The following is a 17,564-nucleotide window of genomic DNA, read 5'->3' as shown; positions in this document are numbered from 1 at the left end:
CCATGAACAGGGATTTCCTCCCCGGGGCAGGTGGGTGACCGGATGTACGTCGCCTCCTCGCGCCCGGCCAAGACCGACTTCCGCAAGCGGTTGCCCGGCACCGTGTTCGCGCTCGGCACGGTCAGCCTGCTGACCGACGTCTCCGCCGAGATGATCACCGCGTTCCTCCCGGTGTACCTGCTCTTCACGCTGAACCTGGGCTACGCGCAGTTCGGCCTGCTCGACGGCATCTACACCGGCGCCACGGCGGTGCTGCGGCTGGTCGGCGGCACGGTCTCGGACAAGTTCCGCAGGCCCAAGGCCGTCGCCGCGGCCGGCTACGGGCTCTCGGCGCTCACCAAGGTGTTCTTCCCGCTGGTCGGGGCCTCCCCGTTCGGCATCGGCGCGCTGATGGCGGCGGACCGGGCAGGCAAGGGCATCCGGACGGCGCCACGCGACGCGATGATCTCCCTGGCCACGCCGGAGGATCGGCTCGGCGCCGCGTTCGGCGTGCACCGGACCATGGACACGTTCGGCGCGCTGCTGGGCCCGCTCATCACGTTCGCGCTGCTCATGCAGATCGGGACCGTGCCGGGGCCGATCTTCGCGGTGTCGGCGGCGTTCGCGGTCATCGGCCTGATCGTGCTCATCGCGTTCGTGCGGGACACCCCGGCCGACAAGTTGCCGAAGGGGCCGCGGCCGTCGTTCCGGGCGGGGCTGAACCTGCTCACCGACCGGCAGTTCCGCCGCACGACCATCTCGGCGGGGCTGCTCGGGCTCGCGACGGTGTCGGACGCGTTCGTCTACGTGCTGGTGCAGAAGGCCACGAACATCTCGCTCGGCTACCTGCCGCTGCTGCCACTGTGCACGGCCGTGGTCTTCCTCGTCGCCGCCACGCCGCTGGGCAAGCTGTCGGACAAGGTGGGCCGCTGGCGGATGTTCCTCGCCGGCCACGCGCTGCTGCTCGGCGTGTACGGGCTGCTGTTCATCCCCGAGGGCGGGATGGGGGTCGCGATCGCGGCGCTGCTGCTGCACGGCCTGTTCTACGCGGCCACGGACGGCGTGCTGTCGGCCAAGGTGAGCGAGTCCGCGCCGGAGTCGCTGCGGGCGTCGGGGCTGAGCGTCGTGCAGACCGGTCAGGCGCTGGGCCGTCTCATTTCGTCCGTCGCGTTCGGACTGTTGCTGCAGTTCTCGAGCTTCACGATCAGCGTCACGGTGGCGCTGGCAGCACTCACCGTGACGCTGATCATGGCTGCGCATCTAGGAGGATCTGAAGAACGGGGCCTGTCTCTCTCACGAGAAAAGCGCTCGTGAGAGAGACAGGCGGCATCAACCGCGAGACGCCAGCTTCTGTTTGATCTTCTCGAAGCCGCCCTTGCCGAGGACCTTCATGGCGGCGTTCTTCGCGGCCACCCGGCCGGAGTCGCGCATGAACCGGATCGGCTGGTCCACCAGCCGGTCCTGCGCCACGGCGAGCGTGCCCGGCGCGGAGACGTCGTCCAGCGAGTCCCCGAACGACGCCTTGTAGGCATCGGGCGAGACCAGCCGGCCGCGTGTGCGGTTAGACACGTTGCCGCCGTGCACGACCTGCAGCCAGCCCGGCGCGCCACCCAGTTCGACCACGGGGAAGTGCAGGTGCATGTGGTTGTGCCAGTGCGCCCAGCACGTCACCGGCTCGTCCCAGCTCTCCCTGACCGACACGAACGCGTTGTGCCGGTCGACCCGGTGGTAGAGGCCGCCCGGCGACTTGATCAGGCCGTTGACCAGGTAGTACGCGGCGGTCGTGGTGGGGCGGGGAGCGGCGCAGAGGCGTTCCACGAAGTCGGCGGCGAGACCGTCGTCGTTGTCGAGGTTCGTGGTGATCAGTTCGGAGCCGGTCCGGGAGAAGAGCGACCGGATGTCCGATCTCAGTTCTTCCCGCGACACTTCCGGACGGTAAACGGGCGTGTACGCGTCACCGTGTGAGGCGATTTTGTCCTTGAGCCATTGCGGTGATTCGGGGTCGAAATAGATGAGCCAACGCGTCCGTTTGTCCGTCTGCGCGAGCACCGATGGCAGGCAGTAGCGCTCGAACAGCGCAACGCGCTCGGTCAGCCATCCTTCCTTTGCCCGGACGTAACTTTCGGCGCCCTTTGAAGGCAGGTTGAAGCGCGTCAGGATGACGTGGTCGGCCATGACTCCCCTTACTCCGGTCATCGCCTACATCGTGCGACGGGCCCAAAACGTTGCGGGGCTAACGAATGCGCACCCACACCGATAGTGAGGTTGTGCCAACGCTTCCCACAGTGGACGTCGTGATCCCCTGTTACAACTACGCCCACTTCCTACCGGCCTGCGTCCGCAGCGTCCTCGACCAACCCGGTGTGGACGTGCGGGTGCTTGTGATCGACGACACGTCTTCGGACAACACTCCCGAGGTGATGGCCGAGCTGATGGCCGCCGACAAGCGCGTCGAGGGCTACCGGCACGAGGTGAACAAGGGCCACATCGCCACTTACAACGAGGGCCTGCTGGACTGGGCGAGCGCCGACTACACGGTGCTGCTGTCCGCGGACGACCTGCTGGCGCCGGGAGCACTCCAGCGTGCCGCCGAGGTCTTCGAGCAGAACCCCGAAGTGGGCATGGTCTACGGCCGCGTCGTCTACTACAGCGACCACAACGCGTTGCCGAGGGTCACTCAGCTTCCGACCACGTCGAAGGTCTGGCGCGGCGAGGACTGGATCGAGAACCGCTTCCGCAGCAGCCGCAACGTGATCTCCTCGCCGGAGGTCGTGGTGCGCACCAAGATCCAGCAGAAGGTCGGCGGCTACCGCTCGGACCTCCCCCACGCGGGTGACCTGGAGATGTGGCTGCGCATCGCCGCCGTGTCCGACATCGGCTACGTCAGCGGCAAGCCCGGCGCCTATTACCGGGTGCACGAGAACTCGATGATGCGCACGACGTTCAAGTCGGTGTTCGCCGACCTGGAGCAGCGCCGTGACGTGTTCGACCTGGTGCTGGAGCAGAACCCGAGCCTGCCCGCGCGGCTGAAGACGCTGGCGCACAAGGCGATCGCGGGTGACGCGTTGTGGCGCGCGGTCCGGCTGCACGACCGCGACCAGCTCGACGGCACCGAGCAGGAGCTCCTCGACTTCGCCCGCGAGACGTACCCGCAACTGGAGCACCTGCCCGAGTACAGGGCTCTGCAGCGGCGCAAGAAGTTCAGCCCCCGTTTCCTGAGCCGCACGCAACTCTTCCTCGCCCCGCACGCCCTCAAGAGGGCGAAGTTGTGGATCGGGACCCAGCGGTGGAAGTGGCGGGGCGAGTGGTGACCACCCAGGACCAGCAGGACACCGGCCAGCTCGAAGGCAAGGTCTCTTCGGCGATTCGCTGGAGCGCCATCAACTCACTCCTGCAACGACTCTCCGCGGTCGGCATCAGCATCCTGCTCGCGCGCCTGATCGCGCCAGAGCAGTTCGGCGTCTTCGCGGTCGCCCTGGTCGTGCTCAACATCGTGCTGAGCGTGTCCGAGCTCGGCGTCAGCGCTGCCCTGGTCCGGCACAACGGACCGATCGACGAGATGGCACCGACCGTCACGACGCTGTCACTCGCGTCCGGCACGGTGCTGGCGTTGATCTGCGCGGTCGGCGCGCCCTGGTTCTCCAACGCCATGGACGCCCCTGAGGCCGCCGGCGTCATCCAGCTCATGTCGGTCGCCCTCGTCATCGCGGGCGCGACCGCCGTGCCCGGCGCCATGATGCAGCGGAACTTCCGGCAGGACCACAAGTTCTACGCCGACACGGCCGCGTTCGTGGCGGGCACCGCCGTCGCGGTCGTGCTGGCGCTCATGGGCTTCGGCGCGTGGAGCCTCGCGTGGCAGCGGATCGCGCAGAACCTCTCCGCCGCGGTGATCATGTTCTGGCTCACCAAGGACAGGTTCCGGCCGGGCTGGAATCCCGTCCAGGCCAAGGAACTGCTCGCGTTCGGCCTGCCGCTGGCCGGGTCGAGCCTGCTGATCTTCGGCGTGATGAACGTCGACTACATCGTCGTCGGCGCGATGCTCGGCACCATCCCGCTGGGCTTCTACCTGCTGGCGTTCAACCTCGCGAGCTGGCCGGTGGCGGCGTTCAGCGCCCCGGTCCGCAGCGTGTCGCTGGCCGCGTTCTCCAAGGTCCGCGAGGATCCCGAGCTGTTCCAGAAGGCGTTCGGACGTGCCCTGGGCCTGCTGGCGCTCGTCACGGTGCCCGCGTGCGTGCTGCTGGCCGCGCTGGCCGACCCGCTCATCCGCGTCGTCTACGGCGAACGCTGGGCCCCCGCCGCGGCCGCACTGGCGTTGCTGGTGCTGCTCGGCGCGGTCAGGGTCGCGCTCGAGCTGGGCTACGACTTCCTCGCCTCGGCCGGCCGGTCGCGGGCGATCCTCGTGATCCACCTGGTGTGGCTCGGCGCGCTGGTGCCGTTGCTGGCGCTCGGCGCGCACCTCGACGGCATCCGGGGTGTCGCGGCGGCACACGTGGTCGTCGGGGTGCTGATCATCACGCCCGCGTACCTGATCACGTTCAAGCCCTACGGCATCCGCGCCGGGGCACTCGGCGCGCGTCTGCTCAGGCCGGTGCTCGGCGGCGTCGTGATGGTCGCCGTCGTGCTGGCGGTCCGCAACGTGATCGACAGCCAGCTGTTGCAGATCCTCGTCGGCGGCGCGCTGTCGTGCCTGGCCTACGCGGCCGTGGTGTTCCCGATGAGACACGAAATCCTTGCCGTGCTGAAGAAGAGGGCCACCGCGTGAGACGGCTGAGGCAGGTCACGAAGATCGTCCGCGAGCAGGGCGCGAAGCAGCTGGGCGTCCGGCTGCTGACCGCGGCGACCCGCAGGCTCGGTGCCGAGGGCGAGGAACTGCCCGTGCGGCTGGAGGACGTCCGCAAGGCGGACGTCGAGTCGCGCAAGCCCGTGGTGATCCCGCCGATCCCGCAGGACGGCAAGCTCAGGATCAACTGGGTCACCACTCCCCCGTCGCGGGGATCCGGTGGCCACACCACGATGTTCCGGCTCATCCGGCACCTGGAGTCGCTCGGCCACGAGTGCGACCTCTACCTGTACGACACGTTCGGCAACACGGTCGCCGACGTCGAAGCGGGCATCCGCGCGGCGTTCCCGTTCTTCAAGGGCGGGATCCACGACGTGACGGACGGCATGGCGGACGCCCACGCGGTCTTCTCGACGGCGTGGATCACCGCGTACCCGGCGTTCAACGACCCGTGCGCGGGCAAGAGGTTCTACCTCGTGCAGGACTACGAGCCGTGGTTCTACCCGTCCGGCGGCCTCTACGCGCTGGCGGAGAACACGTACCGGATGGGCATGCACGGCTTCACCGCCGGCCGGTTCCTCGCCGACAAGGTCCGCGACGAGCACGGCATGCCCGCGGACCACTTCGACTTCGGCTGCGACGCCGACAGGTACAAGCTCGGCGACGAGAAGCGCGACGGCATCGTCTTCTACGCGCGGCGCAAGGCCCCGCGCAGGGCGTTCGAGCTCGGTGTGCTGGCGCTGGAGGTCTTCGCCGAGAAGCACCCCGACCTCAAGATCCACGTCTACGGCGAGAAGATCGGCGACCTCGGGCCGCAGTTCCTCGACCACGGCCTGGTCACGCCCGACGACCTCAACGCCATCTACAACCGCTGCTTCGCCGGGTTGTCACTGTCGATGACCAACGTCTCCCTGGTGCCGCACGAGATGCTCGCGGCCGGATGCGTCCCCGTGGTGAACGATGCGCACTTCAACCGCGTAGTCCTGGACAACGACCACGTCCGGTACGCGACACCCACCCCGCACTCACTGGCGCGTGCTTTGTCCGAAGTGGTCACATCGCCGGACTTCGACGCGGTCGCCCGTGCGGCCGCGTCCAGTGTGGAGGGACGTTCTTGGGATGCGGCAGGACATGAGCTGGAAAAGGTGCTCCGCCGCGAACTCGCTACATGACCGGGGACGGCGACGTGGCGTCGGCGATCAGCACCCTCGCGTCCTGCGCACCGTCGGCGGGCACCACGTGAACGGCCGGGAGCTTGGCGTCCTTCGGCACCGCGGCGAACGCGAGCTCGTCCGGGGTGAGCCAGGTCGCCTGGTCGTCGACGCCTGCCGTGCCGGGCAGCCGCTTCTCGGTGTTGGTCGCGAGGTCGAGCACCGCGAGGTCCCACGGTCCGAGACGGCCGATGCGCTTCTTGTAGGCGACCTTCGTGCCGTCCGGCGAGAGCGACGGGCATTCCGCGTCACGGCGCAACGTCGTCACCGACTTCGTCACCAGATCACCCTTCACCAGCCAGGTGAACCCACCGCTCGCAAGCGTCGCGTAGAAGGTCTTGTCATCGGAAGCCACGGTCAGGCCCCAGTAGTTGACGTCACTGGCTGTGTGCGGGACACCCTCCACAGTGGCGGCGAAGTGTTCGAGCGACTCGACCACCTCACCCGTGCGCAGGTCGTAGAAACCGGTGCGGGTGGAGAAGCCACCGGGCACCGAGTACGAGTCGCCGGTGACGAAACTGGTCCAGGACACCACGTTCCCGGACTGCGAGACCTTCGCGCGACTCGGGATCCCCGGCAGCGGAACACTCTTGACCGGCTTGCCGTCACGGCTCACCTCGGCCGCGTACGTGGGCCCGGGGCCGGAGAGCTTGAGGCACACGCTGGTGCCTCCGGCGGCGTAGAACCGCTGGCAGACCAGCTCCGTCGGGGTGCGCGCACCTCCGTCGGCGAGCTTCTCGACCCGGTTCTGGCCACCCGCGAGATCGACGAAGAGGAGATCGCCGGTCTTGGCCTGGGACACCTTCTCGGCGCCGGCAGGCTGGTTCGCTTCAGTGGCCGCCGTGACGACGTAAGCCGTTGTCCCACCGATGACCACGAGAATGGCCGCGATGGTCACGGTCAGTCGTCCTGCACGCATGCTGCCTCCTGGATTCCTTTCCTTCATCGCTCGTCAGCTACGGCCTGTAACAGTTGGCAGCTCACCCCGATTTTCAAAGCAGGCGATACCCTACGAACATTGCGTTCGCAAGACCGAGCCGCGGATCGGGGATTTTGATGGACTTCTGGGGAACCGTACGAGTGCTGCGGCGGCGCTGGTACATCGCCCTGCCCGCGGTGCTGCTCACGGGTGTCCTCGCGCTGTTCGTCTTCGTCTCCGTGCCCACGCGGTACGAGTCGAGTGGTGTGCTGGTCCTCACGTCCCCCGCGGCAGGCGGCCGGTACACCGCGAACACCAAGCCCGAGGACGTCGTCAGGGTCAACCCGCTGCTGCAGTTCGACGGCAGCCTGACCACCACCGCGCAGATCCTCACCCAGATCCTCGGCGACCCGAAGACGGCGGAGGAGCTGGCGGGCAAGGGCTCGACGTCCGTCTACACCGCGAACACCGGCCCCGTCGGCGGCCCACTGCTGTTCATCACGACCGAGTCGGACTCGGCCGAGTCGGCGGAAGGCCTTGTCGGCAAGGTGCTCGAGAAGACCGTCGCCGAGCTCGCGGCGCAGCAGAAGGCGCTCGCCGCGCCCGAGCAGACGTTCATCACCGCGCAGGTCCTGGTGAAACCGACGACGGCCTCGGCCAAGATCGGCGGCAAGGTCCGGTACGTCGGCGCGGCGACCGTCGTTCTGCTGCTGCTGACGCTCGCCTCGACGTTCGCGGCCGACTCGATCCTGCTCAGGGCCAAGCGCCGCAAGGACAAAGACGCCAAGGACGGCATCGCGGGCAAGGACCCCGAACCGTCCGAGAAGGACACCACCCCGGCACCCGTGCCGCCGGTCCGGCCGAACCCGCCGGCCAACGGCAACGGCAACGGCGTCGCTCCTCAGCGGCCCGTGCCCCAGGGCGTGCCGAACGCGCACCAGAAGACCGTCATCATCGCCGCACCCAAGCCAGACCCAGCATGGCCGACGAAAGACGACTGACCGCCCAGCGAGCCGACGGCGCCACTCTGCTCATCTTCTACATGGTGGCGCTGCTCGTCGTCCCCGCCCGGTTCACCATCGCGTTCGTCCCGATCACGCTGCCGCCGGCGTTGTTCGTGGCGATGTGCCTGGCCGTGGTGTGGTTCGCCGCGCACCTCGTCGACCACCTGGGAATGGCCAAGGGCCGCAACTTCGTCCGCACGATCCTCGCGATCTACGTGATGCTGCACCTGATGACGTACGCGCTGGCGACGCGGCGCTACCTGCCGATCGACGAGCTGTCGGTGTCGGACTCGGCGCTGATCAGGGTCGTGTCGATGGCGGCGCTCGCGGTCTTCATCGTCGACGCGGTCCGCAGCGGTGAACGACTCAGCCGTGCGCTGCGGGTGATGGTGGCGTGCCTGACGGTCAGCGCGTTCGTGGGCCTGTTCCAGTTCGGACTGGGCCTCGACCTCGCCTCGTACATCACGCTGCCGGGCCTGCGCGTGCAGGACAACGGCTACTCGGCGCTGGAGTCGCGGTCGATCTTCTTCCGCCCGGCCGGCACCGTGAACCACCCGATCGAGTTCGGTCTGGTCTGCGTGCTGGGCGTGCCGTTCGCCGCGCACTTCGTGTTCCAGGCGAAGGACCGCGGCGAACCAGTCGGCCGCTGGTGGACGGCCCTGTCGTTGCTGGCGCTGATGGCGATCCTGTCGCTGTCCCGCACGGCGATCATCGGCCTCGTGGTGACCGGCATCGTCATGGCGATCCTGCTCCCCCGCGAACGCGGCCTGCCGCTGCTCGGCGTCGGCGCGGTGTTCCTGGGCGGCGCCTCGGTGGTCGTGCCGGGCCTGTTCGGCACCGTCACCTCGATGTTCTCGAACATCGAGGACGACCCGTCGTTCCAGGGCCGCACCAAGGACTACGACGGCGCGTGGCTGGAGATCGCCAAACATCCCTGGCTGGGCAGGGGCTTCGGCACGTTCCTGCCGTCCAAGTACACGATCCTCGACAACCAGTACCTGCTGACGATGATCGAGAACGGCTACCTGGGCCTGATCGCGTTCGCCCTGCTGTTCATCGGCGGCATCTTCGCGGCGCTGCGGGCCCGCGCGCTGTCCAGGGACGAGGGCGTGCGCGGGATCGCCATGTGCCTGGTCGCCGCCATGCTGACGTCCGCACTGGGCGCCGCCACGTTCGACGAGCTCGCGTTCAGCGTCGCGACCGGCATGACGTTCATGCTGATCGGCGTGTCCGGCGCTCTGCTGCGAATAGCCAGACAGGAGGCCGCCGAACGCAAGGCGGCCGAGGTCAGTCCAGCCAGTTGAGCAGGCTCTGCCAGGCGGGGGCGGAGAACGCGAGGACGTCACCGCTCGCGTTCTTCGAGTCCCGCACCAACGCGTCCTGGGCCAGGGAAACCTCCACGCAGTCGCTGTCGGTCGTCTCGGCGCTGTAGGAGCTCTTACGCCAGGTCCGTTCGCGGGTCATGAAGGTCCTCTCGAAGTCCGCTGATGTACTCAGTCAGCTTGGTCTTCGATTGTTCCTCATCCAACGCAACCGCATCCAGCCGCTCAAAGAGCGACCTGCTCCACGTGACGGCTGCCTCGTCCTGAGCGAACACCTTGGCCAGATCGGTCTCCGTGTAGGCCAGTGATGATGCCTTGGCGAACTCGAACAAGGTGCACTTCGAACGGAACGCTAGGCCTCTGATGTTCGCAGGTACGACTCGCAGGATGTGTGCGTTGAAGAGCAGGCGCAGGTACTGGTCTTCCATGACCTTCGCGTCGCCGACGCGCATCTGCAACGCCAGCTCGTGCACGTAGAAAACGCATTCAGGGCGGTACGGCCGTTGCCAGATGCTCTGCCGCCCCATGCGGCGTTCGACACCCCTCTCGATCTCTTCCGACGACTCGATGCCTGCCTCCGTGAACAGGGCACGCATGTAGGACTCCGTCTGCAGGAGGCCCGGGATCGACAGGATCTCGTAGACAAAGATCTTCTTAGCCATCGCCTCCACCATGGCGAGCGTGCGCAGATTGCTCGGTGCCTGGGCGAAGTAGAGGTCGAAGGCGTACCGATACCGGTTGGTGAAGTCCTGCAAGTAGTCGAGGTCCTTGCCGCACGTCGCCATGTACTGAGCGAGGTCCACCTCTGTGGCACGGGCTTTGCCGGTCTCGATGTTCGACACCTTGCTCGGGTCCCACCCGAGCTGGACGGCCATAGCCCGGCCTCCGAAACTCGTGTTGTTCTCCCGCAACCGGCGGAGTTCATCGCCCAAATCACGGCTGTACGCGGTGGAGAGGATCGCAGTCATGCTCCTGGACCGTAACCGTTGAAGAAACTCCAAAGAACGGCTCGTTCGGGTGAAAACGGAGCAGATGCGTCACGAATCCAGAGGGATACGGCACGCAAATTGAGCCATAGGGCCTGACCTGCTCTTTCACCTCATCGTGGAATGTAATTCGAACACATGTTCATGCCACGATGGACACATGTCAGCACTCGGTCTCGCCTCCCCGCTGGAGCTCCTCGACGAGCTCCGGCGGAAGGTCCGCGCGCTGCACCAGTTGCAGTTCCAGGTGCTCGAGATCGTCGGCGCGCTGGATCAGCAGGGTGCGGCGGAGTCGTTGGGCTACAAGGATCTGATCGAACTCTTCAAGCACTCGCTGCGCTGGGACCCCAAGCTCTCACGCCGCAAACTCGCCCAGGCCAAGGCTTTGTGCCCAACCGTCACCCCGAGCGGAGCGACGGTGGAGCCGATGCTCCCGCTGGCAGCGGCGGCGATGGCCACGGGAGATCTGTCCGAGGACCACATCGACGTGGTGGCAGAGGCGATGGCAGGCCTGCCCGCCATCGCCGAGGTCCACCTCGTCGGCTACGCCCAGCAGCACGAACCCCGATCGGCCAAGGCGTTCTGCAGGGAACTCGCCTACCGCCTGGATCAGGACGGCCCAGAACCGAAGGATCCCGAGCCGGCGCAGCCGCGCAACGTGGTCCGCCGCCAGTGGAAGGCCGGCCGCTACCACCTCTTCGCCGACGTGGATGCCGAGACCGGCGCGAAGCTGGACGCACTGATCACCCCGCTGGCCAAGCCCGCGCAGGCCGATCTCCGCTTCGCACCGGAGCGAGAAGGCGACGCGTTCTGCGAGGTGATCGACCTGGCAATGCGCGCAAGCCACCACCACATCACCGGCGGCGAACGCGTCCAGCTGACCGTCACCCTCGACTACGACAAGCTCCGAGCCGGCATCGGCACCGCCCGCCTGGACAACGGCGAGCAGATCCCGATGCACCAGGTCCGCAAGATCGCCTGCGACGCCGCCGTGATCCCGATGCTGCTGGGCACCCGCTCCCAGGTCCACGACGTGGGCCGCAGGACCAGGACCATCAACGCGGGCCTGCGCCGAATCCTGGTGGCCAGGGACAAGGGCTGCACCTTCCCGGGCTGCGACCGCCCGCCGAGTCAGTGCGAAGCCCACCACGTCCAGCACTGGTCGAACGGCGGCGAGACCAACCTCGGCAACCTGACCCTGCTCTGCCGCCGCCACCACGACCTGGTTCACCACTCCGACTGGCAGCTCCACATGGCCAGCGGCATACCGACCTACCGACCACCGGCCTACGTAGACCCTCACCGCACACCGCGCCACAACCAGATCCACGCAGTCGCCTGACCCACACGCAGCCCGCCCAGCCGAGCTGTGCCGCCGAACCGTCCCCGCCTACCTCAGCTGGAAACGGAGATGACGTGCTTGCCCAGTACGCCGCCGCGTTCGAAGGCCTCGTGCGCCGTCGCGATGTCGGTCAGCGGATACACGCCGTGCACCACCGGGCGGAGCGCGCCGGACGTGACGTGGTCGGCCAAGTCGTCCAGCACCGCGTAACCGGGGTTGGCGCTGAACGTGCGGATGCGCCGGGAGCCGTGGACGCTCGACACCGCGATCGCGGCCAGTGCGGGACCGGAGAGCGCGATGGTGACCATCCGGCCGCCCTTGGCGAGCCTGCCGCGGTACCGGTGCAGCTCGGAGCCGACCGTGTCGACGATGACGTCGAACGGTCCGATCTGGTCCGGGGTGGTGGCGCCGTGATCGAGGACCACGTCGGCTCCCAGAGCGCTGAGGGCCTCGGCGTGGCGGTCGCGGGCCAGTGCGGTGACGTGGCCACCCATCGCGTGGGCCAGCTGCACGGCCGCGGTGCCCACGCCGCCGGCCGCGCCACGGATCAGGACCCGCTCCCCTTCCGCCAGCCCCACGCTGTCCCGCAACGCGATCAGCGCCGTGCTGCCCGCCACGACCAAGGACGCCGCCTCGGCCGCCGACACACCTGCCGGAGCGGGACTGATGCGGCCGGTGGCGACCACGACGTACTCGGCCGCCCCCGCGACGGCGTGCTTCTGGCGGGGGTGCACCATGCCCCACACCCGGTCTCCCGCGCGGTAGTCCTCGACGCCGGAGCCTGTCGTGACGACGACGCCGGTGAAGTCCAGGCCGACGCCGATCGGGAACGTGCGGCCCGACACCATCTTCAGCCCACCGGCCCGCACGATCGTGTCGTGCCCGTTCACGCTGGCGGCCTCGACCCGCACCAGGACCTCACCGGCCTTGGGAGCGGGCCGGTCGACCTCGACGACCTGAAGGACGTCCGGTGCTCCGAAGCTCGTGATCTGTGCGGCCTTCATGTCGTTGGTCCTCCTGTGATCGGCTGGTGTGCCACCGATCCTGGGCTCCCCTCGCGTGATCTCGGTCGTTCGTCTTGTCCTGGGTCTGCGAGACCCACCTTCGTCGATCACGCCGCGCGCATACTGGGCTCATGACCGACGACCCCCGCCGTGAACTGGCCGAGTTCCTGAGGACCCGGCGAACCAGGGTGCGGCCGCAGGACGTCGGGCTGGAGCCGGGTCCGCGGCGGCGCGTCGCGGGGCTGCGCCGGGAGGAGCTGGCCCTGCTGGCCGGAGTGAGCCCGGACTACTACCAGCGCGTGGAGCAGGGTCGCGATGTGCGGCCGTCCGACCAGGTCCTCGACGCCATCGCCGGCGCGTTGAACTTCTCAGCGGAGGAGTCCCGGCACCTGCACAGCCTCGCGGCCGCCGCGCGCACCCCCGTCCGGGCCCGCCGGTACCAGCCGGAGGAGGTGCCTCCGACCACGCTGCGGCTGATGAACGCGACGACCTCTCCCGCGCTGGTCGTGGGCCGCTTCCTGGACGTGCTGGCCTGGAACTCGCTGGCCGGCGCCCTGCTGGGCGCGTTCTCCGAGGTGCCTCGACGGAACCTGCTCGCCCTGCTGCTGCACCCGGAGGCCGACCAGGCGTGCCCCGACCGGGCGGCCACGGTCGCCGAGCTGACCGGGATGCTGCGGGCCCAGGTCTCCGCAGAGCCGGGGCACCCGCGCGCGACGGAGCTGGTGGAGGACCTGAAGGCGCGCAGCGGCGAGTTCGCGACGCTGTGGTCCCGCCACGACGTCGAGGGCACGACCCGCGGCCGGATGCGCGTCGACCACCCGCTGGTCGGCGAGCTGAACCTGGACTGGGACGCCTACCCGATCCCCGGCGCGCCCGGCCCCGTGCTCATCGTCTACACCGCCGAGCCGGGCAGTCAGGACGACGCACGCCTCCGCCTGCTCGCCGCGGAAAATGAGGGTGCGCCCACCCCGGCACGGTGATAGACAGCGGCCGTGCACAACAACCTGGCGTTCCCCGACCTCCTGCGACTGATCGAGGAGCGGACCGCCGCCTTCACCGCCGCCATCGCCGCCGCCCCCGACCTCGACGCACCGGTGCCGAGCTGCCCCGGCTGGACCCTGTACGACCTGGTCCAGCACCTGGGCGACGGCCGCCGCAAGTGGGCGGAGATCGTCGCCGCGGGCCCTGCCGACGCTCCCCCGGTCCGCACGCCGGTAGAGGCACCGCGCGAGGACCTGGTGGCGTGGATGACCGAGTCGTCGCGGCTGCTGGTCGACGCGCTGAAGGAGTCCGGCCCCGACCGCGACTGCTGGGCGTGGTGGAGCGACTTCCAGTCGCCCAGGAACACCGGCACCGCCGCCCGGCACCAGCTCCAGGAGATCGCGGTCCACACCTACGACGCCCAGCTCACCATCGGCGCCCCGCAGCCGTTGCCGACCGAGGTGGCGCTCGACGGCGTGGAGGAGTTCCAGACGACCTGCGTCGCGACGAGGTCACGGTGGCCGCACGAGCCCGTGCTCGTCGACTACCACGCCACCGAGGGCCGTTCCTGGCGCGTGACGCTCGACGGCGAGGGCGCCCGGCTCGGTGACGTCCCGGGCACGGCCGATGCGTCGTTCAGCGGCACGGCGAGCGACCTGGTGCTGTCCTTCTACGGCCGCAAGACCGCAGACGACCTGAAGGGCGAAGGTGACTACCTGCGCACCTTCGACCGGCTCGTGGCCTGGGAGCCCGAATAACCGCTCAAGCGGTTCCGCACTCCAGCCCCACGGTGAAGAGCATGTCCTCGAAGTCGTTGGAGTAGTAGGTTTCCATGCCCGCGCCGTTGTGGTGGCCGACGGTTTCGAGGCCACCCACGGGCATGGGACGCCACCAGTACACCCGTGAGCTGAGCTGGTAGGCGCTGTTCGCGTGGCACTCGGCGGTGAGCCGCCCGACCTCGTCCAGCGCCGCCAGCACGCCCGCGGTGTCCTGGTCCCGGATGACGGAGAAGACGAACTGGTCGCGGGCGGGCATCGCGACCAGCGCGCCGTGCGGCGCGTCGGCCACCCCGGTCACCGCCTCGATCACCCACGGGATGATCAGCACCAGGGAGCCGACGTGGTCCGACCCCTGCAGGTAGTAGACGCCGTCGGCCTCGAGGAACCGGTCCGGCAGCTCCCCGGCCAGGTTCTGCGCGCCGGCGTCGTAGAGCTGGTCGTACCCGTGCCGGTGCACGTCCTGGTCCCTCATGACCACGATGGAGTCAGGCCGGTCTAGGGCGAACACCTGGAGCAGGCCGGGCGTGACCTCGCCCGCGTAGGACGCGACCTCCGACACCCCGCTGTCGGAAGGGGCCAGGCGCAGGTAGGTGTGCTGGAGCACGACGTCGGACGGTCCTTCGAGGTCGGAACCGTCCCTCGAACCGAGATCGACGGCCCGCCGGAAGTGTTCGTCGACCAGGTCCGGCCACTCGTCCGCCGGAACGCCCGCCAGGGTCGCCGAAAGCGACTCGAACCCGAGCTCCAGCGGCTCCGGGTGGATGATCTCGACGTGGTCGTCGTGGACGGCGATCCGCATGCCGATGAACGCCGGACTGCGGCGGGCCAGGTGGCGCAACCGGTCCTGCTGCGCGGTGGTGAGCAAATGCACCGCCGGGACGTTACAAGTCCCGCGGCGACACGTCCGGGTTTCGCGCGAAAGGCCGCCGGAGCACTCGCTCCGGCGGCCTTGAACGCTTGCTCAGACGGCTTTCAGGCCGTCCGGGGTCTCCTCGTGCCGGATACCGCACTCAGGACACGAGAAATCGTCTGAGAGCCGGACTCCACACGCGCAGACCCAGCCCTTCACCACGGCCGGGTTGCCCGCCACGAACGCGTGCGCGGGGACCGAGCGCGTGATCACCGCACCGGCCGCCGCGAACGCGTGCTCACCGATCTCCGTGCCACACACGACAATCGCACCGGCGCCAAGCGTCGCACCCCGGCGGACCAGGGTGGTCTCCAGCGCGTCACCGGTCTTCTTGACGTGCGCCCGAGGCCGCAGGTCGTTGGTGAACAACACGTTCGGCCCGAGGAACACGTCGTCCTCGCACGTGACGCCGTCGAAGACCAGCGTGCCGTTCTTGACCGTCACGTTGTTGCCCAGCACCGCGCGTGACTCGACGAACGCACCGTCGCAGATGTTGCAGTCACGGCCGATGCGCGCGCCCGGCAGCACGTGCGCGAAAGCCCACACGCGCGTGCCGTCGCCGACGTCCTCCGACTCGCACAGGCCGCGGGGGTGCACGCGGACGCCGGTCATCAGAGCGCTGCCTTCAGCGCCTCGACCACGCGGGCCTGCTGCGCCTCGGTGATCTCCGGGAACAGCGGCAGCGACAGGATCTCCGCGGCCGAGGACTCCGCCACCGGGAACGAGCCGTCGAGGTGGGCGAACGCGCCGGTCTTGTGCAGCGGCGTCGGGTAGTGGATGCCGGCGCCGATCCCGGCCTCGTGCAACGACTTCAGCACGCGGTCGCGCTCGGCCACCCGCACGACGTAGAGGTGCCAGACGGGCAGGTTGCCGTCCAGGACGACCGGGGTGCGGACACCGGCGACGTCCGCGAGCATCTCGGTGTAGCGCTGGGCCGCCGCGCGGCGGGCCTGGTTCCAGCCCTCCAGGCGACGCAGCTTCGCGGACAGCACCACGGCCTGCAGCGTGTCGAGGCGGCTGTTGAAGCCGAGCACCGGGTGCTCGTACTTGCGCGGGGAACCGTGCTCCCGCAGCAGCTTCACCGACTCGGCGATCGCGTCGGACGTCGTCAGCACCGCGCCGCCGTCGCCGTACGCGCCGAGGTTCTTGCCGGGGTAGAACGAGGTCGCGGCGGCGACACCGAGGCCACCGACGGCGACACCGTTGCGGCGCGCGCCCTGGGCCTGCGCGGCGTCCTCGACGACCGGCACGCCGAGCGGCAGCAGTTCGACGGGCGCGGCCTGGCCGTAGAGGTGCACGGGCACGATCGCCTTGGTGCGCGAGGTGACCACGGAGGACACCTGCGAGACGTCGATCAGCAGCGTGTCGTCCACGCAGTCCACGAGCACGGGTGTCGCGCCGGCGCGGGCGACGGCCTCCGCGGTGGCGATGAAGGTGTTGGCGGGCAGCACGACCTCGTCACCGTGGCCGACGCCCAGCGCGCGCAACGCCAGTTCGATGGCGTCGGTGCCGTTGGCGACACCGACCGCGTGCGCGACTTCCTGATATGCGGCGAACTCCGACTCGAACCGGGCGACCTGGGGGCCGTTGATGAAGGCCGTCGTCTTGAGCACCTCGGCCCAGCCGTCCGCCACCTCGTCGGCCACCTGCTCGTGCTGGGCACGCAGGTCCACCAGTGGAATCTCGATCACGCGCTCTCCCCACGCAACGGGCGGGCCGGCACACCGGCCCACGTCTCTCCTGCCGGAACGTCCTGCAGGACAACGGCTCCCATGCCGATCACGGCACCGGCGCCGATCTTCAACCCCTCGCGCACCATGGCTCCCTGTCCCAGGTACGCGGACTCCCCCACGTGCACGGACCCCGCGAGCGACGCGCGGCCGGCGAACGTGACGCCGTCCGAGACCTCGTCGTCGTGGGTGATCAGCACCTGGGGCATGGCCACCACGTGCCGTCCGATCGACAGCGGGGTCGTGATGACGACACCCGCCAGCAGAATCGTGCCGGCGCCGACAGAAGCTCCGGACGTAACAGCCGCCGGGTGCACGATGGTCGCCCATCGTTCGTCCGGCAGATCCAGCTCCCTGGCCACCTTCAGCCGGACGAGCGACCGTCGTGCGCTTGCGATGCACAACACGACGGCCGCCTCCGGGTGATCGGCCAGGGTGTCGAGCCCGCCCAGCACGGGCACCCCGTCGATCAGGGTGCCGTGCAGGGCGGTGGAGTCGTCGAGAGCCCCGACGGGCTCCCACGTCTCCGGGAGGAGGCGGACCGCCGCGAGAGTCTCGCGGGTGAGTCCGCCTGCCCCGACGAACAGCAGTGGCCTTGCGGTCACAGGCACATCACC

At 68.9% G+C, this 17,564-nt stretch carries 18 protein-coding genes; 9 read left to right on the top strand and 9 right to left on the bottom strand.

Annotated elements, in window-relative coordinates:
* Positions 1-42 precede the first annotated feature (42 nt).
* Positions 43-1,293 (top strand): MFS transporter, encoded by a 1,251-nt coding sequence (locus ACSHWB_RS28340; RefSeq protein WP_439656335.1) that lies wholly within the window; start codon positions 43-45, stop codon positions 1,291-1,293.
* Between the two features lie 15 nt (positions 1,294-1,308).
* On the opposite strand, the gene ACSHWB_RS28335 is transcribed toward ACSHWB_RS28340, so the two are convergent.
* Positions 1,309-2,175, bottom strand: a complete 867-nt coding sequence (locus ACSHWB_RS28335; RefSeq protein ID WP_439656334.1) for a glycosyltransferase — start codon at positions 2,173-2,175, stop codon at positions 1,309-1,311.
* Between the two features lie 89 nt (positions 2,176-2,264).
* Here ACSHWB_RS28335 and ACSHWB_RS28330 point away from each other — a divergent pair, with 89 nt between their 5' ends.
* Genes ACSHWB_RS28330 through ACSHWB_RS28320 form a run of 3 tightly spaced genes read left to right on the top strand, consistent with a single transcriptional unit; the run spans position 2,265 to position 5,931 of the window.
* On the top strand, positions 2,265-3,290 hold the full coding sequence (locus tag ACSHWB_RS28330; protein WP_439656333.1) for a glycosyltransferase: 1,026 nt from the start codon (positions 2,265-2,267) through the stop codon (positions 3,288-3,290).
* On the top strand, positions 3,287-4,741 hold the full coding sequence (locus ACSHWB_RS28325; RefSeq protein WP_439656332.1) for a lipopolysaccharide biosynthesis protein: 1,455 nt from the start codon (positions 3,287-3,289) through the stop codon (positions 4,739-4,741). The genes ACSHWB_RS28330 and ACSHWB_RS28325 overlap by 4 nt, the downstream gene beginning before the upstream one ends.
* A complete protein-coding gene (locus tag ACSHWB_RS28320) occupies positions 4,738-5,931 on the top strand; it encodes a rhamnosyltransferase WsaF family glycosyltransferase (protein ID WP_439656331.1) in 1,194 nt (397 codons plus the stop codon). Before ACSHWB_RS28325 ends, ACSHWB_RS28320 begins: the two co-directional genes overlap by 4 nt.
* Here the strand turns inward: ACSHWB_RS28320 and ACSHWB_RS28315 are convergent.
* The gene (locus ACSHWB_RS28315; RefSeq protein WP_439656330.1) at positions 5,924-6,889 is read right to left on the bottom strand and encodes a TolB family protein; all 966 of its coding nucleotides are present in this window, start codon (positions 6,887-6,889) and stop codon (positions 5,924-5,926) included. The two genes, ACSHWB_RS28320 and ACSHWB_RS28315, sit on opposite strands and share 8 nt — an antisense overlap.
* A gap of 137 nt (positions 6,890-7,026) precedes the next feature.
* Between ACSHWB_RS28315 and ACSHWB_RS28310 the strand changes: the two genes are divergently transcribed.
* Both ACSHWB_RS28310 and ACSHWB_RS28305 read left to right on the top strand, forming a co-directional pair.
* Entirely contained in the window at positions 7,027-7,890 is an 864-nt protein-coding gene (locus tag ACSHWB_RS28310; RefSeq protein ID WP_439656329.1) for a hypothetical protein, read from the top strand.
* Entirely contained in the window at positions 7,869-9,197 is a 1,329-nt protein-coding gene (locus ACSHWB_RS28305) for an O-antigen ligase family protein (protein ID WP_439656328.1), read from the top strand. Before ACSHWB_RS28310 ends, ACSHWB_RS28305 begins: the two co-directional genes overlap by 22 nt.
* Here ACSHWB_RS28305 and ACSHWB_RS28300 read toward each other — a convergent pair.
* Positions 9,181-9,357, bottom strand: coding sequence for a DUF397 domain-containing protein (locus tag ACSHWB_RS28300; protein WP_439656327.1), 177 nt, complete (start codon positions 9,355-9,357; stop codon positions 9,181-9,183). The two genes, ACSHWB_RS28305 and ACSHWB_RS28300, sit on opposite strands and share 17 nt — an antisense overlap.
* Positions 9,332-10,183, bottom strand: coding sequence for a helix-turn-helix domain-containing protein (locus tag ACSHWB_RS28295; protein WP_439656326.1), 852 nt, complete (start codon positions 10,181-10,183; stop codon positions 9,332-9,334). The genes ACSHWB_RS28300 and ACSHWB_RS28295 overlap by 26 nt, the downstream gene beginning before the upstream one ends.
* A 178-nt stretch (positions 10,184-10,361) precedes the next feature.
* Here ACSHWB_RS28295 and ACSHWB_RS28290 point away from each other — a divergent pair, with 178 nt between their 5' ends.
* Positions 10,362-11,543, top strand: a complete 1,182-nt coding sequence (locus ACSHWB_RS28290) for a DUF222 domain-containing protein (protein ID WP_439656325.1) — start codon at positions 10,362-10,364, stop codon at positions 11,541-11,543.
* Between the two features lie 53 nt (positions 11,544-11,596).
* Here ACSHWB_RS28290 and ACSHWB_RS28285 read toward each other — a convergent pair whose 3' ends face one another.
* Positions 11,597-12,547: an NADP-dependent oxidoreductase gene (locus ACSHWB_RS28285; RefSeq protein ID WP_439656324.1), complete on the bottom strand. Its 951-nt coding sequence runs from the start codon at positions 12,545-12,547 to the stop codon at positions 11,597-11,599.
* Positions 12,548-12,678: 131 nt separating this feature from the next.
* On the opposite strand from ACSHWB_RS28285, the gene ACSHWB_RS28280 reads away from it, so the two are divergent.
* Both ACSHWB_RS28280 and ACSHWB_RS28275 read left to right on the top strand, forming a co-directional pair.
* Complete coding sequence (locus ACSHWB_RS28280; protein WP_439656323.1) at positions 12,679-13,527, top strand: helix-turn-helix domain-containing protein; 849 nt, start codon at positions 12,679-12,681, stop codon at positions 13,525-13,527.
* 12 nt (positions 13,528-13,539) lie between these two features.
* Positions 13,540-14,286 (top strand): maleylpyruvate isomerase family mycothiol-dependent enzyme, encoded by a 747-nt coding sequence (locus ACSHWB_RS28275; RefSeq protein WP_439656322.1) that lies wholly within the window; start codon positions 13,540-13,542, stop codon positions 14,284-14,286.
* Positions 14,287-14,290: 4 nt separating this feature from the next.
* Here ACSHWB_RS28275 and ACSHWB_RS28270 read toward each other — a convergent pair whose 3' ends face one another.
* The 4 genes from ACSHWB_RS28270 to ACSHWB_RS28255 form a co-directional block, all read right to left on the bottom strand.
* The gene (locus ACSHWB_RS28270; RefSeq protein WP_439656321.1) at positions 14,291-15,178 is read right to left on the bottom strand and encodes a hypothetical protein; all 888 of its coding nucleotides are present in this window, start codon (positions 15,176-15,178) and stop codon (positions 14,291-14,293) included.
* 90 nt (positions 15,179-15,268) lie between these two features.
* On the bottom strand, positions 15,269-15,829 hold the full coding sequence (locus ACSHWB_RS28265; protein WP_439656320.1) for an acyltransferase: 561 nt from the start codon (positions 15,827-15,829) through the stop codon (positions 15,269-15,271).
* Positions 15,829-16,908 (bottom strand): DegT/DnrJ/EryC1/StrS family aminotransferase, encoded by a 1,080-nt coding sequence (locus ACSHWB_RS28260; RefSeq protein ID WP_439656319.1) that lies wholly within the window; start codon positions 16,906-16,908, stop codon positions 15,829-15,831. Before ACSHWB_RS28260 ends, ACSHWB_RS28265 begins: the two co-directional genes overlap by 1 nt.
* Positions 16,905-17,552 (bottom strand): acetyltransferase, encoded by a 648-nt coding sequence (locus tag ACSHWB_RS28255; RefSeq protein ID WP_439656318.1) that lies wholly within the window; start codon positions 17,550-17,552, stop codon positions 16,905-16,907. Before ACSHWB_RS28255 ends, ACSHWB_RS28260 begins: the two co-directional genes overlap by 4 nt.
* Positions 17,553-17,564 lie beyond the last annotated feature (12 nt).

Source organism: Lentzea sp. HUAS TT2, assembly GCF_051853195.1.
Lineage (GTDB): Bacteria > Actinomycetota > Actinomycetes > Mycobacteriales > Pseudonocardiaceae > Lentzea.
This window is presented reverse-complemented; position numbering and strand designations above follow the sequence as displayed.